The sequence below is a fragment of the Rathayibacter sp. AY1E3 genome (assembly GCF_002932235.1).
GTDB lineage: Bacteria > Actinomycetota > Actinomycetes > Actinomycetales > Microbacteriaceae > Rathayibacter.
The window spans coordinates 76,826-89,015 of the sequence record NZ_PSVN01000005.1 but is presented as its reverse complement, the minus strand read 5'-3'; the positions used below and the strand labels follow the sequence as shown (position 1 = coordinate 89,015).

Here is a 12,190-nt window from a genome sequence, read left to right as displayed (position 1 = left end):
CGTCGGGGTGAACACGGGAGGCACACGCATGCGCAAGTTCATCCTCAACTCCAGCGTCATCAGCGCGATCGTCGGCGGCTGGTCGATCCTGCAGACCACGCGCAAGGGCCCGCGCGACTGGCGCCTGGCCCTCCAGTGGGTCAGCTGGGCCATCTCGGTCACCGTCGCCCTGGGCTCCGTGTCCTACGACTCGAAGGAGATCGTCAAGGAGGAGCGCGGCAGGAAGCGCGACCGCTAGGCCCTCCTGACGCGCCGCCTCCCCGCGGGGCGGCGTGTCAGCCGGTCTCCCGACCCGGTGGCGGCGACACTGTTCCCAGTCGCTGCCGGCACGGGAAACGGGGTTCGTCATGAGGTTTCGTCTGAGGCGTCGCAAGGCGGCCCCCGAGGTCGTCGAGGCGGCCCCCGTCCTCACGCAGGACGAGCTCTTCGCCGTCGTCCACGAGCGGCTCGCGGCCTTCGTCGGATCCGAGGGCGCCTGGGTCGTCACGCGCCGCAGCCACGACGACCGCGACCCGATCTTCCACGGGATGCTCGCGCGCTCCCTCGCCCACGAGCTCTCCGCCGCCATCCAGGAGGAGCAGCTCCGCGCCGGCGCCGAGCGGACGTCGTCCCCGGTCACCGAGGCGATCCCCGTGATGCGCGCCTCGACTCCCCCGGTGGAGCCGGCCGCCCTCACCTGGGAGCCGAAGCCGATCGCCGTCTGGGCGGAGCCGGCCCCCGCCGACGTCGCCGTCGACGCCCCCGTCCCGACCCGCTCCTGACCCGAGCGGTCTGCCGGCGGGCTCGCCCTCCGGCAGACCCGACGAGCGACGTCGCCCTTCCCGCTGATCGAGGAGGCGGCACCGCCGCCGTCCCGAGATCCCCCGTAGCCGACCCTCCCCCGGCCGCCCGTCAGAGCGTCGGCCAGCTCCCGGGGCCCTCGCTGCCCGCCGGGTACTCGTCGAGCGGCACCCGATCCGCGTGCCACGCGTCGATCGCGGGCTGCACGATGCGCCAGCACTCCTCGGCGGCGTCCCCGCGGACCGAGAGCGACGGGTCGTCGTCGAGGATCCCCGAGATGACCTCGCCGTACGCCAGCAGCTCGCCCGCGCCGAAGGTCGCCTCCAGCGAGGCGCGCTCGAGCGTGTACGGGTCGCCGGGGCCGTTGATGTTCAGCTCGAGCGACATCTGGTCGGGCGCGAGGAACAGCCGCAGCACGGACGGCGCCTCGGTGCCCACGAAGCCGCGGGGCAGGTGCGGCACCGGCTTGAAGCGGATGACCACTTCGCGCCGCCGCTCCCCGAGCGCCTTGCCGGAGCGGAGGGTGAACGGCACGCCGGCCCAGCGCCAGGTGTCGATCTCGACGACCAGCTCGGCCAGCGTCTCGGTGCGGCGAGCGGGGTCCACTCCCTTCTCGTCCGCGTAGGCGGGCAGCTGGCGTCCGTCGATCGTCCCCGCCGTGTAGCGGGCGCGGCGCGAGCTCGCGGAGGGGTCGTCGCCGTGCAGGCGCGTGGCGCGCAGGACGATCGACTTCGCGTCCCGGAGGTCGGCCGCGTCGAGCGAGGACGGCGGCTCCATCGCGATCACCGCGAGGACCTGCAGCAGGTGGCTCTGGATCATGTCGGTCAGCGCGCCCGCGCCGTCGTAGTAGCTCGCCCGCCCCTCGAGGGCCAGCTGCTCGTCGTAGACGATCTCGACGCTCTCGATGTGCTCGGCCGACCACAGCGGCTCGAGGATCCGGTTCGCGAAGCGCAGGCCGAGCACGTTCATCACGGTCGCGCGGCCGAGGAAGTGGTCGACGCGGTGGATGCGGTCCTCGGGGACCAGCGCGGCGAGGCGCTGGTCGAGGGCGTGCGCGCTCGCCTCATCGGTCCCGAACGGCTTCTCCAGCGCCAGCACGGTGCCCTCCGGCAGGTCGTGGGCGGCGAGCGCCTCGCAGGCCTTCGCCGCGATCGCCGGCGGGAGGGCGAAGTAGACCGCCACCGGACCGTCGCAGCTCGCGAGCAGTGCGGCGAGCGCCTCCGGATCGGTGACGTCGACCTGCTGGTAGCGCGTGCCGGAGGTGAGCGCGTCCACGCCCTCGCCCTGCGCCTCGACGGTGGCGAAGGAGGCGGTCAGCACCTCGTGCCAGTGCTCCTGGGTCCAGTCCTCGCGTCCCGCGCCGACGAGGTGGACCCGCCGGTCGGTCTCGCGGGTCAGCAGCTGGCCGATGGCGGGGAGGAGGAGCCGCGAGGACAGGTCCCCCGTCGCTCCGAGGATGAGCAGGGTCGAGACGGTCTGTGCCATGCGGCTCACCCTACGGCGGCGCTGAAGAGCCCCGCTCCGCCTTGACTGGGAGGCCACAGCCGCACCTGAGAGGATCGCCGCATGGTCTCCCCGATCGAGGACTACGCCGTCCTCTCCGACTGCCGCACGGCCGCTCTCGTCTCCCGCGACGGAGGGATCGACTGGCTGTGCCTGCCGCGCTTCGACTCCGCCTCCGTCTTCGGCGCCCTCCTCGGCGGCGACGACCAGGGGCGCTGGTCGCTCCGGCCGGTGGACGGGGAGGCGACGAGCGAGCGCCACTACCTCGGCGACACGCTCGCGCTGGTCACCCGGTGGACGACGCCCACCGGCGTCGTCGAGGTGGTCGACGTGATGCCGCTGCGCGACGAGCGCGCCGAGCTGGTGCGCCGGGTGCGCGGAGTGTCGGGGACCGTCCGGATGCGGCAGGAGCTGCGCATCCGCTTCGACTACGCCCGCACCATGCCGTGGGTGCGGCAGGAGGGGACGGACGAGGATCCGCTGCTCGTCGCCGTCGCCGGGCCCGACGCGGTCGTGGTGCGCGGAGTGCGGTTGAAGGCCGTCGACCACGCCCACGCGGCGGAGTTCGACGTCGACGCGGACGCGGTCGTCGACCTCTCGATGGCGTGGTTCCCCTCGCACCAGCGGGCGCCGAAGCGCCTCGACGTCGACCGCGCGCTGGAGCGCACGCTCTCCTGGTGGTCCGAGTGGGCGTCGGCGATCGACTACGACGGCCCGCACCGCGACGCCGTCGTCCGCTCGCTGCTGACCCTCCGCGCCCTGACCGACGACGAGACCGGCGGCATCGTCGCGGCGGCGACCACCTCGCTCCCGGAGCAGTTCGGCGGCGCCCGCAACTGGGACTACCGCTACGTCTGGCTCCGCGACGCCTCGCTCACCCTGCAGGCCCTGCTCGCGCACGGGTTCGAGCAGGAGGCGCAGAAGTGGCGGGCCTGGCTGCTCCGCGCGGTCGCGGGCGCGCCGGAGGACGTGCAGATCATGTACGGCCTCGCCGGCGAGCGCGACCTGCCCGAGCGGGAGATGCCGACCCTGCCCGGCTACGACGGCGCCTCCCCCGTGCGGATCGGGAACGCCGCCGTCGACCAGTACCAGGCGGACGTGATCGGCGAGGTGATGGTCGCTCTGCACGAGGCCCGCGTGGCCGGAGTGGACGAGACGGAGTTCTCCTGGCCGCTCCAGCGCGCGCTCCTGGGCTTCGTCGAGACCAACTGGCAGCGGCCGGACAACGGCATCTGGGAGATCCGGGGCGAGCCGCGGCACTTCACGCACTCGCGGGTCATGATCTGGGCCGCGCTCGATCGGGGCGTCCGCGCCGTGCGCGAGAACGGCCTGCCCGGTCCGGTCGAGACCTGGGAGCGCCTCCGCGACGAGGTGCGCGCCGAGATCGAGGCCCAGGGCTTCGACGCCGAGCGCGGCCACTTCGTGCAGTCCTACGGCTCGCCCGAGGTCGACGCGTCGCTCCTCGTGCTGCCGATGGTCGGGTTCGTCCCCGCCGACGACCCGCGGATGCTGGGCACCGTCGCCGAGCTGGAGCGCGTGCTCCTGCAGGACGGCCTGCTGCACCGCTACCGGACCGAGTCCTCGGTCGACGGCCTCGCCGGCGGCGAGCACCCGTTCCTCGCCTGCTCCTTCTGGCTCGTCCGGCAGTACGCCGACTCCGGCCGGATCGACGACGCGCGGACCCTGATGGACCGGCTCGTCGGGCTCTGCAACGACGTGGGCCTCCTCTCGGAGGAGTACGACGTCGAGGGCCGCCGGCACGCGGGGAACACTCCCCAGGCCCTCTCCCACCTCGCCCTGGTGCAGGCGGCCGACGCGATCGCGGCAGCCCGATGAGGCGCCGCCGCGTCGTTCTCGCGAGCATCGGCGGAGTCCTCGGAGTCGCGGTCCTCGGCTTCCTCACCTGGAGCTCGATCGTCAGCGGCCCCGACGAGGACGCCCTCGCCCGTGTGCGCGCCGATCCGGCGATCGCGGTCGAGCGCACGGACGACGCGCTCGTGATGACGCCGACCTCGACCGGCGAGCTGGCCGGCACGGGCCTGGTCTTCATCCCCGGAGCGAAGGTCGACGCCTCCTCCTACGAGGCGACCCTGGCTCCGCTGGTCGAGGCCGGGGCGACCGTCGTGATCACGCGGCCGATCCTGCACCTGGCCTTCTTCGATCTCCGCTCGCTCGAGACCTTCACCAGCCAGGCCGAGGGCGTCGACCGCTGGCTCGTCGGCGGCCACTCCCTCGGCGGCGTGAAGGCCTGCCAGTGGGCCGAGGACCCGGCGGTGGCGGGCCTGGTGCTGCTCGGCAGCTACTGCGCGAACGACCTCTCGGGCTCCGGGCTCCCCGTCCTCAGTGTCAGCGGATCGGAGGACGGGCTCAGCACGCCGGAGAAGGTCGCCGACGCGAGCGTCCGGCTGCCCTCCTCCGCCGACCTCGTCGAGATCGACGGCGCCAACCACGCCGACTTCGGCTGGTACGGGCCGCAGGCGGGCGACGGCGAGGCGACCATCAGCCACGAGGAGGCGGACGCCCGCATCGCCGAGGCCCTCCTGGGCTTCAGCCGCGAGGTCGGCTGAGTCGCCCGCTCCCGCTTGACCTCGAGCGCACTCGAAGTCGTAGGTTGACGCCATGTCCACCGCCACCGCCGCCCCGGCCGAGCCGGAGGTGCTGTCGATCTCGCAGGTCGCCGCTGTCACCGGTCTCACCGTGCACACCCTGCGCTACTACGAGCGCGCCGGGCTCATGCTCGACCCGGTCGAGCGCGCCTCGTCGCAGCACCGCCGCTACCGGCCGGCCGACGTCAGCTGGGTCGACTTCCTCACCAAGCTCCGCGCGACCGGGATGCCGATCGCGCGGATCCGCGAGTACGCCCGGCTCCTCCGGATCGGGCCCGCCACGGAGCCGGAGCGCCTCGCGCTGCTCCGGACGCACCGCGAGGAGGTCGAGGCGCAGCTCGCCCGGACACACGCCAGCCTCGCCGCGATCGACATCAAGATCGCGGCGTACCAGGAGAGGACCACCCACTGATGAAGACGATCACCCTCGGATCCGACGTCGCCGCCCTCGAGGTCTCGCGCCTCGGGCTCGGCGCGATGGGCATGTCGGCGTTCTACACCGGCGCCGGCACCGACGACGCGGAGTCGATCCGCACCGTGCACCGCGCCCTCGAGCTCGGCGTCACGTTCCTCGACACCGCCGAGATCTACGGCCCGTACACCAACGAGGAGCTGCTCGGCCGCGCGCTGGCAGGCCGCCGCGACGAGGTGGTGCTGGCGAGCAAGTTCGGCATGATCCGCCACCGCGGCGACGGGGGCCGCGGACTCGACGGCTCCCCGGAGAACCTGCGGCTCGCCGTCGAGGGCTCGCTCGCGCGCCTCGGCACCGACCGCATCGACCTCTACTACCAGCACCGCATGGACCCGGGCGTCCCGGTCGAGGAGACCGCCGGGGCCTTCGCGGAGCTGATTCAGGAGGGCAAGCTCCGCGGCTACGGCCTCTCGGAGGCGGCGCCAGCGACGATCCGGCGCGCTCACGCCGTGCACCCGGTCACCGCTGTGCAGTCCGAGTACTCGCTCTGGACCCGCGACCCCGAGGCGGAGGTGCTGCCGGTCCTCCGCGAGCTCGGCATCGGCTTCGTCCCGTACTCGCCGCTGGGCCGCGGCTTCCTCACGGGCAGCATCCGCTCGGTCGCCGAGCTGGGCAGCGACGACTTCCGCCGCGACAACCCCCGCTTCGCCGACGGAGCGCTGGAGGCGAACCTCCGCATCGTGGAGGCCGTCGACCGTGTGGCGGCAGAGGCGGACGCGACCGCCGCGCAGGTGGCGCTCGCCTGGCTGCTCGCCCAGGGCGAGGACATCGCTCCGATCCCGGGCACCAAGCGCGTCTCGCGCATCGAGGAGAACGCCGCCGCGGACGCCCTCGTGCTGACCGCGGAGCAGCTCGACGTCCTCGGCTCGCTCGAGGCCCCCGTCGGCGACCGCTACGCCGACATGAGCTCCGTGAACCGCTGACCGCCCTGCAGGACGCCGCTCGCCGCGCGCACCCCGGGTGCGGCCGTGCGAGCGGCGTCCTCGCAGGAGTCAGTCCCGCGGCGGCAGCTCCCGCTTCGGGGTGTCCCGCAGGTCGATGAGACCTGTGAACATCGCCCCCCGCTCGTTCGAGCGCTCGTCGCCCGAGAACAGGTTGTCCGGGGCGGAGGACCCGTGCCGGCGCGGGGTCGCGGCGGGAGCGGGCTCCCGCTCCATCTCGACGCGCTGACGCGGCAGGGCGACGGGGTCGTTCTCGTGCAGCCACGAGACGAGCCGCTCGCGCACGTAGCAGCGCAGGTCGAAGAGCGTCGGCGCGTCCTTCGCAGTGACGAGCACCCGGATCCGGACGAAGCCGCCCGTCGCGTCGGTCACCTGCAGCACGCTGGTGCGCCGGTCCCAGAGGTCGGTCTCCTCGAGCATGCGGTGCAGCTCCTCGCGCATCTGCTCGGGGCTGACCCGCCAGTCCAGGTCGAGCTCGACGGCGCCGAGCAGCTCGGACCCGGTGCGGGTCCAGTTCTGGAACGGCTGGGTCGTGAAGTAGTTCGTGGGCAGCACCAGGCGGCGGTCGTCCCAGAGGTGGACGACGACGTAGGTCAGCGTGATCTCCTCGATCCGCCCCCACTCGGTCTCGACGATCACCACGTCGTCCAGGCGGATGGCGTCGCTGAAGGCGAGCTGCATCCCGGCGAAGATGTTCGTGAGGCTCGACTGCGCGGCCAGGCCCGCCACGATCGAGAGCACGCCGGCCGAGGCCAGGAGGCTCGCACCGGCCGTGCGGGCCTCGGGGAAGGTCAGCAGCGAGGCGCCGATCGCGATGACCACGACGGCCGCCACGGCGACCCTCCGGATGATCGTCATCTGCGTGCGGAGGCGGCGTGCCCGGCGGTTGTCGGCCGTGTCGGTCCGGTAGCGCTCGGCGCCCAGGTCCTCGAGGAACACGAACAGGGATCCGATCACCCACGCCGCCGCGCCGATCGTGGCGATCTGGAACACCCGCTGCACGAGACCCGGCCAGGGGTCGCCCGACACGGTGGCGGCGAGCGCGGCCCAGACCGCGATGGTCATCAGCAGCACGCGGAACGGGATGCGCAGACGCCGGATCAGCAGGCGCGCCCAGGTCTTGCGCTTGCCGACCGAGCGCAGCACGAGGGCGACGACGGCGGTCGCGACCACGGCGATCACGACCGCGATCACCACGGCGAGCGCGATCGAGCCGATCACGGGGAGGACGTCTTCGGGCACATCGGTCCTTTCTGGAGGGGAAACGGAAGCGAACGGAGATCCTGCCACGCGAACGGGGGTCGGTCCGCATTCTGCGCCGGACACCGTGCGGATGCTCAGGCGCCTGTTAGCGTCGGCGGACGGAGACGTCGACCCGGCCTGGAGCACCGTCGCCCGGGCCTTCACGCGGACGGGCATCACCCTGAGCCTGACCGCCGCCGCCGCCGATCAGGCCCGGGCCTCGGACGCGCTCGACATCGGGATCGGCTCCACGAGCGTCGGCTTCCGCGGAGTCCTGCCGCCTTTCGACCCGTCGACCGCCGCACCCTCCAGCGAGTGAGCACGGGCCGGCGCTCCCCCTGCGGGCGCTCGGAGGAGGTCGGGAACGGACACGGACCGGGAACGACGAAGCCCCGCACCTCACGAGGAGGTGCGGGGCTGGTGGTGCACCCCCTCGGACTTGAACCGAGAACCCACTGATTAAGAGTCAGTTGCTCTGCCGATTGAGCTAGAGGTGCGTTCCGGCCGGCTGATCGTGCGTGCCGAACCGAGGGATCACACTACCAGCGTCTCCCCCCGTCTCGTCAAATCGAGTGCGACGGAAAGCCCGCGGCAGCGATCGGAGGCTCCGCGGGACCCACCGGTATCGTGGTCGCGTGACCCCGCAGAGCAGTGACCAGAGCTTCGACGACGACCTCCGACTCGCCCTCCGCCTGGCGGACGCGGCCGATGCGATCTCGCGGGAGCGGTTCGGCGCGCTCGACCTCGTCGTGGACACGAAGCTCGACCGCACCCCGGTCACCGACGCCGACCGCGCCGTCGAGAAGGCGATCCGCGCGCTGCTCGCCGCCGAGCGTCCGGACGACGCGATCCTCGGCGAGGAGTTCGGCACCTCGGGCGAGGCCTCGCGGCAGTGGATCCTCGACCCGATCGACGGCACCGCCCACTTCCTCCGCGGCGTCCCGATCTGGGCGACCCTGATCGCGCTCGCGGTCGACGGCGTCCCCGTCGTCGGAGTCGTCTCCGCTCCCGCTCTCGGCACGCGCTGGTGGGCGGCCGAGGGCTCCGGCGCCTGGGCCGTCGAGCTGGAGGCCGGGGCCGAGCCGCGACCGCTGCGCGTCTCGGGGATCGACACGCTCGCCTCGGCGACCTTCAGCTACAACAGCATCCAGCAGTGGGAGGGCGCGGGCCGTCTCCCGCAGCTGCTCGAGCTCGCCGGCGCCGTCTGGCGCGACCGGGCGTACGGGGACGCGTGGCCCTACATGCTCGTCGCCGAGGGCCTCCTCGACGGTGCGGGCGAGTTCGACGTGAAGCCCTACGACCTGGCGGCCCTGGTGCCGATCGTGCAGGAGGCGGGCGGCCGCTTCACCTCCGCCGACGGGGAGGACGGGCCGTGGCACGGCAGCGCCGTCGCCACCAACGGCCTGCTGCACGACGAGGTGCTCGCGATCGTGGCGCCGCGATGAGGAGCCGGACGGCCGCGCTCGCCTCGGCGGCGCTCCTCCTGCTCCTCTCGGGCTGCTCCTCCGTCGTCGGGCCGGACGGCCCGGAGGCCGTGCGTGACGAGGGCGGCACGGTGGCGACCGCCGGCGTCACCGACGTGTTCTCGCTGCGGCGCGGCGACTGCCTGGCCGACCCGGGCGACGACCGCATCGCCGACGTGGACGTCGTCCCGTGCGCCGAGGAGCACGCACTGGAGGTCTTCCACACGTTCGCGCAGCCCGGAGACCGCTACTCCAGCCGCAACACGCTGCTCGCCCAGGCCGAGGCGGGCTGCGAGCCGGAGTTCGGCGCCGTGATGGGGATCGCCTACGGCGACTCCGCCCTCGAGTACCGCTCGCTCGTCCCCTCCGAGGTCGGCTGGCGCCATGGAGACCGCACGATCGTCTGCGCGGTCCTCGATCCGGCCGACGACTCCACCACCGGCAGCCTCTTCGGCTCCGCTCGCTGACCACGGCTCCGATCGACCCCCGTTCGGCTCATTGACACGCGCTCCGGCGGAGCGCAGGGTGAAGGGACGAACGGCAGGCGCGAGGGGGCGCGGAGACCGGCGGCTCAGGAGTCGACATGCAGGACCGGCACGACCAGGAACCCCCCGAGCGCTCGCGCACGGCCGAGCAGCACTGGGGACCGGCGGACAGCCTGTTCCCGAGGCTCCACCGGCAGAGCTCCCTGCTCGCCGCGGCGGAGGCGGTCGCGCAGGTCGACGGGCCCGGCCCGGGCGACGTCTGGTCGCGGCTCCTTCACGACTACGCCCACGCCTCCGACCGCGTCGTCTCGGTGGACGGCGACGACGAGGCCGCCACTCTCGGCTGGCTGAAGCCGCGCGGTGTGGTCTCGCTGCTGGTCACCGAGCGGTGCGACGACGACGACGCCGCCGAGCACCTGGTGGCCGCGCTCGCCGCGATGAACGCCGTGACCCTCTCCGTGCACGAGGCGCGAGCAGCACGGCTCCGTCCTCTGCTGGACGTGCTGCACCGGCTCCTGCCCGACGCGTTCGCCGAGCTGCCGGTGGACCGCAGCGCCCACTACCCGGCCGGCACCGCCGTCGCCGTGCTGGCGCCGGGCGTGCTCTACCGGGACTGGGCCCCGCCGCAGGCTCTCGCCGGCCCGGCGCACGACGACGACGACCGGCTGGCGATGCTCACCCTCTACGGGCGGATCAGACAGCTCGACGTGCGACCGTCGTGAGGGCGGCGGAGCGGAGCTCCCAGTGTGCGACGACGACCGGTGGTGGAGATGGGGGGAATCGAACCCCCGTCCATCGCTGTGATTCTGCGCCTTCTACGGGTGTAGCCGATGAGAGCGTTCTGCTCGGCCCCGACCGTTACCATCGGCGCATCGGTCGACGGGCCCAGCCCGAGTGCAAGTCCCGCGTCGCCCTCAGGCGTAACGACGCAGCAAGTCCTCTAGATGACGCCAGGATCCGGGGCGAGGACGCACCCACGGGCTGACGGACTATCTACTCTGGCTTAGGCAGCGAGAGCGAAGTCGGTGCGCTTCTGTTCGGCACCTGTGTTTTCCAGGGATCGTTGACGAGATGACCCTGGATCCTCGACCCGCTTCTCGCAGTTTCGCAGGCAATGTCGAAACCGATCATCCCCGCGAGCACTCGACGGCCCGGAGGCCGCTGGAGTGGGTCGTTCGTCGCACACTGTGGAGTTACGGGTCCTAGTCTACCTCAGCTCCGCGGGCGGTCACCCGGCGGCGGCGCAGATCGAGCAGACCCAGCACGAGCGCAAGCGCGATCAGCCCGAGGGTGACGAAGTAGCCGTTGCGGAAGGCGTCGTGGTACCGGTCCAGCCCCTCCGCCATCCCCTGCTCGCTCGCCAGGGTCGCGAAGAAGACGGCGGAGGCGCAGGCGGTGCCGACCGCGGTGCCCACGCGCTGGCCGAGCTGGCCCACGGAGCCCGCCACGCCGCCCTGCGCCGGCGGGATCTCGGCGAGGGTGAGCGTCTGGTTCGGCGACACGACGAAGCCGCCTCCGGCCCCGGCGACGAGCATCGCGGCACCCATGCCGTAGGCGGCGGTCTCGGCCGGGAGGAGCTCGGCGGCGAGCAGCACGAGCGTGAAGCCGATGACCACGAGCACGATGCCGAGCACCACCAGTGCGCGGCCGTAGCGCTGCACGAGCTTGCCGCCGTACCAGGCGGTCACCGCCGAGGTCAGCGCGAACGGGATGCTCACCATGCCGGCGAACACCGGCTCGAGGCCGAGCCCCTGCTGGAGGAAGAGCGTGGTGAGGAGGAAGGTCGCCGGGATCGCGGCGAAGTAGGAGGTCGCGACCAGGATGCCGTTGCGATAGGAGCTGGTCCGGAAGATGCGGAAGTCGATGACGGGCGTCCGCCCCGACGCGGCGTAGTGCGACTCCCAGCGCACGAAGACGGCGGCGGCGGCCGCGGCGAGCACCAGCCAGAACCAGCGGTAGGGCGAGTCCGAGGAGGAGCCCGTGGTCAGCAGGAACGGCAGCATGAACGCGAAGATCGCGACCGCCAGCAGGAGCAGGCCGACCGGGTCGAGGGACCGGTCTCCCTCGGGCCGCGAGCGCTTCTTCGGGATGAGCTTCCAGGCGAAGACCAGCGCGGCGACGCCCAGCGGGATGTTCATCCAGAACAGCAGGCGCCAGCCGTCCTGCTCGCCGCCGATCGCGATCAGGAGGCCGCCGAGGGTCGGGCCGAAGGCGGTCGACAGGCCGATGGTCGCGCCGAAGACCCCGAAGGCCCGGGCCCGCTCGGCGCCGGTGAACATCTGCTGCACCAGCCCGAGGACCTGGGGCATCTGGATGCCCGCGGCGACGCCCTGCAGGAAGCGCGCGACGACGAGCAGCTCGATCGACGGCGCGAGCGCGCAGAGCAGGCTCGTCACCGTGAACGCGGTCAGCCCGATGAGGAACAGCAGGCGGCGCGAGCGGATGTCGCCCAGCCGACCGGCCGGCACGAGCGCCAGTCCGAAGGCGAGCGCGTAGCCCGCGACGATCAGCTGCAGCTGGCTCGCGTCCGCTCCGAGCGAGCGCTCGATCGACGGCAGGCCGACGTTGACCTTCGAGAGGTCGAGGATCGTGATGGCCGCGACTCCGACGCTCACCGCGAAGGCGCGCCACCGCGTCTTCTCGTCGGCGGCGCTCAGGGCGGCGGGGGCGCTGTTCTCGGGGGAGGTCACGCGCCCCA

General features: G+C 72.8%; 13 protein-coding genes, 1 tRNA gene and 1 other RNA gene. 10 read left to right on the top strand and 5 right to left on the bottom strand.

Translation table 11 applies throughout. The annotated features are described in order from the left end of the window. The first annotated feature begins 28 nt into the window (after window positions 1–28). Together C5C53_RS05820 and C5C53_RS05815 are read left to right on the top strand one after the other, a co-directional pair. Window positions 29–238, top strand: coding sequence for a hypothetical protein (locus C5C53_RS05820; protein WP_104226242.1), 210 nt, complete (start codon window positions 29–31; stop codon window positions 236–238). 109 nt (window positions 239–347) lie between these two features. Beyond that, on the top strand, window positions 348–761 hold the full coding sequence (locus C5C53_RS05815; RefSeq protein ID WP_104267055.1) for a hypothetical protein: 414 nt from the start codon (window positions 348–350) through the stop codon (window positions 759–761). Between the two features lie 130 nt (window positions 762–891). On the opposite strand, the gene C5C53_RS05810 is transcribed toward C5C53_RS05815, so the two are convergent. Then, the gene (locus C5C53_RS05810) at window positions 892–2,265 is read right to left on the bottom strand and encodes a glucose-6-phosphate dehydrogenase (protein WP_181127721.1); all 1,374 of its coding nucleotides are present in this window, start codon (window positions 2,263–2,265) and stop codon (window positions 892–894) included. Between the two features lie 81 nt (window positions 2,266–2,346). Between C5C53_RS05810 and C5C53_RS05805 the strand changes: the two genes are divergently transcribed. The 4 genes from C5C53_RS05805 to C5C53_RS05790 are packed head-to-tail and all read left to right on the top strand — an operon-like array spanning window position 2,347 to window position 6,284. Further along, window positions 2,347–4,119, top strand: a complete 1,773-nt coding sequence (locus C5C53_RS05805) for a glycoside hydrolase family 15 protein (RefSeq protein WP_104267053.1) — start codon at window positions 2,347–2,349, stop codon at window positions 4,117–4,119. Then, window positions 4,116–4,850, top strand: coding sequence for an alpha/beta hydrolase (locus C5C53_RS05800; RefSeq protein WP_104223550.1), 735 nt, complete (start codon window positions 4,116–4,118; stop codon window positions 4,848–4,850). Before C5C53_RS05805 ends, C5C53_RS05800 begins: the two co-directional genes overlap by 4 nt. A 52-nt stretch (window positions 4,851–4,902) precedes the next feature. After that, window positions 4,903–5,301, top strand: coding sequence for a MerR family transcriptional regulator (locus C5C53_RS05795; protein WP_104267052.1), 399 nt, complete (start codon window positions 4,903–4,905; stop codon window positions 5,299–5,301). After that, complete coding sequence (locus tag C5C53_RS05790; protein ID WP_104223552.1) at window positions 5,301–6,284, top strand: aldo/keto reductase; 984 nt, start codon at window positions 5,301–5,303, stop codon at window positions 6,282–6,284. The genes C5C53_RS05795 and C5C53_RS05790 overlap by 1 nt, the downstream gene beginning before the upstream one ends. A 69-nt stretch (window positions 6,285–6,353) precedes the next feature. Here the strand turns inward: C5C53_RS05790 and C5C53_RS05785 are convergent, their stop codons facing one another. Further along, a complete protein-coding gene (locus tag C5C53_RS05785; protein WP_181065661.1) occupies window positions 6,354–7,544 on the bottom strand; it encodes a mechanosensitive ion channel family protein in 1,191 nt (396 codons plus the stop codon). Window positions 7,545–7,635: 91 nt separating this feature from the next. On the opposite strand from C5C53_RS05785, the gene C5C53_RS17050 reads away from it, so the two are divergent. Next, a complete protein-coding gene (locus tag C5C53_RS17050) occupies window positions 7,636–7,863 on the top strand; it encodes a hypothetical protein (RefSeq protein ID WP_181074937.1) in 228 nt (75 codons plus the stop codon). A gap of 102 nt (window positions 7,864–7,965) precedes the next feature. Here the strand turns inward: C5C53_RS17050 and C5C53_RS05780 are convergent. Continuing rightward, window positions 7,966–8,041, bottom strand: a tRNA-Lys gene (locus C5C53_RS05780). A 138-nt stretch (window positions 8,042–8,179) separates the two neighbouring features. Between C5C53_RS05780 and C5C53_RS05775 the strand changes: the two genes are divergently transcribed. The 3 genes from C5C53_RS05775 (at window position 8,180) to C5C53_RS05765 (ending at window position 10,214) form a co-directional block, all read left to right on the top strand. After that, the gene (locus tag C5C53_RS05775; RefSeq protein WP_104267050.1) at window positions 8,180–8,989 is read left to right on the top strand and encodes an inositol monophosphatase family protein; all 810 of its coding nucleotides are present in this window, start codon (window positions 8,180–8,182) and stop codon (window positions 8,987–8,989) included. Then, window positions 8,986–9,474: a septum formation family protein gene (locus tag C5C53_RS05770; protein ID WP_104223555.1), complete on the top strand. Its 489-nt coding sequence runs from the start codon at window positions 8,986–8,988 to the stop codon at window positions 9,472–9,474. Before C5C53_RS05775 ends, C5C53_RS05770 begins: the two co-directional genes overlap by 4 nt. A 116-nt stretch (window positions 9,475–9,590) precedes the next feature. Beyond that, window positions 9,591–10,214, top strand: coding sequence for a hypothetical protein (locus C5C53_RS05765; RefSeq protein ID WP_104226969.1), 624 nt, complete (start codon window positions 9,591–9,593; stop codon window positions 10,212–10,214). A gap of 40 nt (window positions 10,215–10,254) precedes the next feature. Here the strand turns inward: C5C53_RS05765 and ssrA are convergent. Both ssrA and C5C53_RS05755 read right to left on the bottom strand, forming a co-directional pair. Further along, window positions 10,255–10,627: a transfer-messenger RNA gene (gene ssrA, locus C5C53_RS05760) on the bottom strand. Window positions 10,628–10,694: 67 nt separating this feature from the next. Then, window positions 10,695–12,182: an MFS transporter gene (locus tag C5C53_RS05755; RefSeq protein ID WP_104267049.1), complete on the bottom strand. Its 1,488-nt coding sequence runs from the start codon at window positions 12,180–12,182 to the stop codon at window positions 10,695–10,697. Between the last annotated feature and the right edge of the window lie 8 nt (window positions 12,183–12,190).

Coding starts and splice junctions, on each gene's coding strand:
- C5C53_RS05820 (WP_104226242.1), top strand. CDS start 29: ATGCGCAAGTTCATCCTCAACTCCAGCGTCATCAGCGCGATCGTCGGC.
- C5C53_RS05815 (WP_104267055.1), top strand. CDS start 348: ATGAGGTTTCGTCTGAGGCGTCGCAAGGCGGCCCCCGAGGTCGTCGAG.
- C5C53_RS05810 (WP_181127721.1), bottom strand. CDS start 2,265: ATGGCACAGACCGTCTCGACCCTGCTCATCCTCGGAGCGACGGGGGAC.
- C5C53_RS05805 (WP_104267053.1), top strand. CDS start 2,347: ATGGTCTCCCCGATCGAGGACTACGCCGTCCTCTCCGACTGCCGCACG.
- C5C53_RS05800 (WP_104223550.1), top strand. CDS start 4,116: ATGAGGCGCCGCCGCGTCGTTCTCGCGAGCATCGGCGGAGTCCTCGGA.
- C5C53_RS05795 (WP_104267052.1), top strand. CDS start 4,903: ATGTCCACCGCCACCGCCGCCCCGGCCGAGCCGGAGGTGCTGTCGATC.
- C5C53_RS05790 (WP_104223552.1), top strand. CDS start 5,301: ATGAAGACGATCACCCTCGGATCCGACGTCGCCGCCCTCGAGGTCTCG.
- C5C53_RS17050 (WP_181074937.1), top strand. CDS start 7,636: ATGCTCAGGCGCCTGTTAGCGTCGGCGGACGGAGACGTCGACCCGGCC.
- C5C53_RS05770 (WP_104223555.1), top strand. CDS start 8,986: ATGAGGAGCCGGACGGCCGCGCTCGCCTCGGCGGCGCTCCTCCTGCTC.
- C5C53_RS05765 (WP_104226969.1), top strand. CDS start 9,591: ATGCAGGACCGGCACGACCAGGAACCCCCCGAGCGCTCGCGCACGGCC.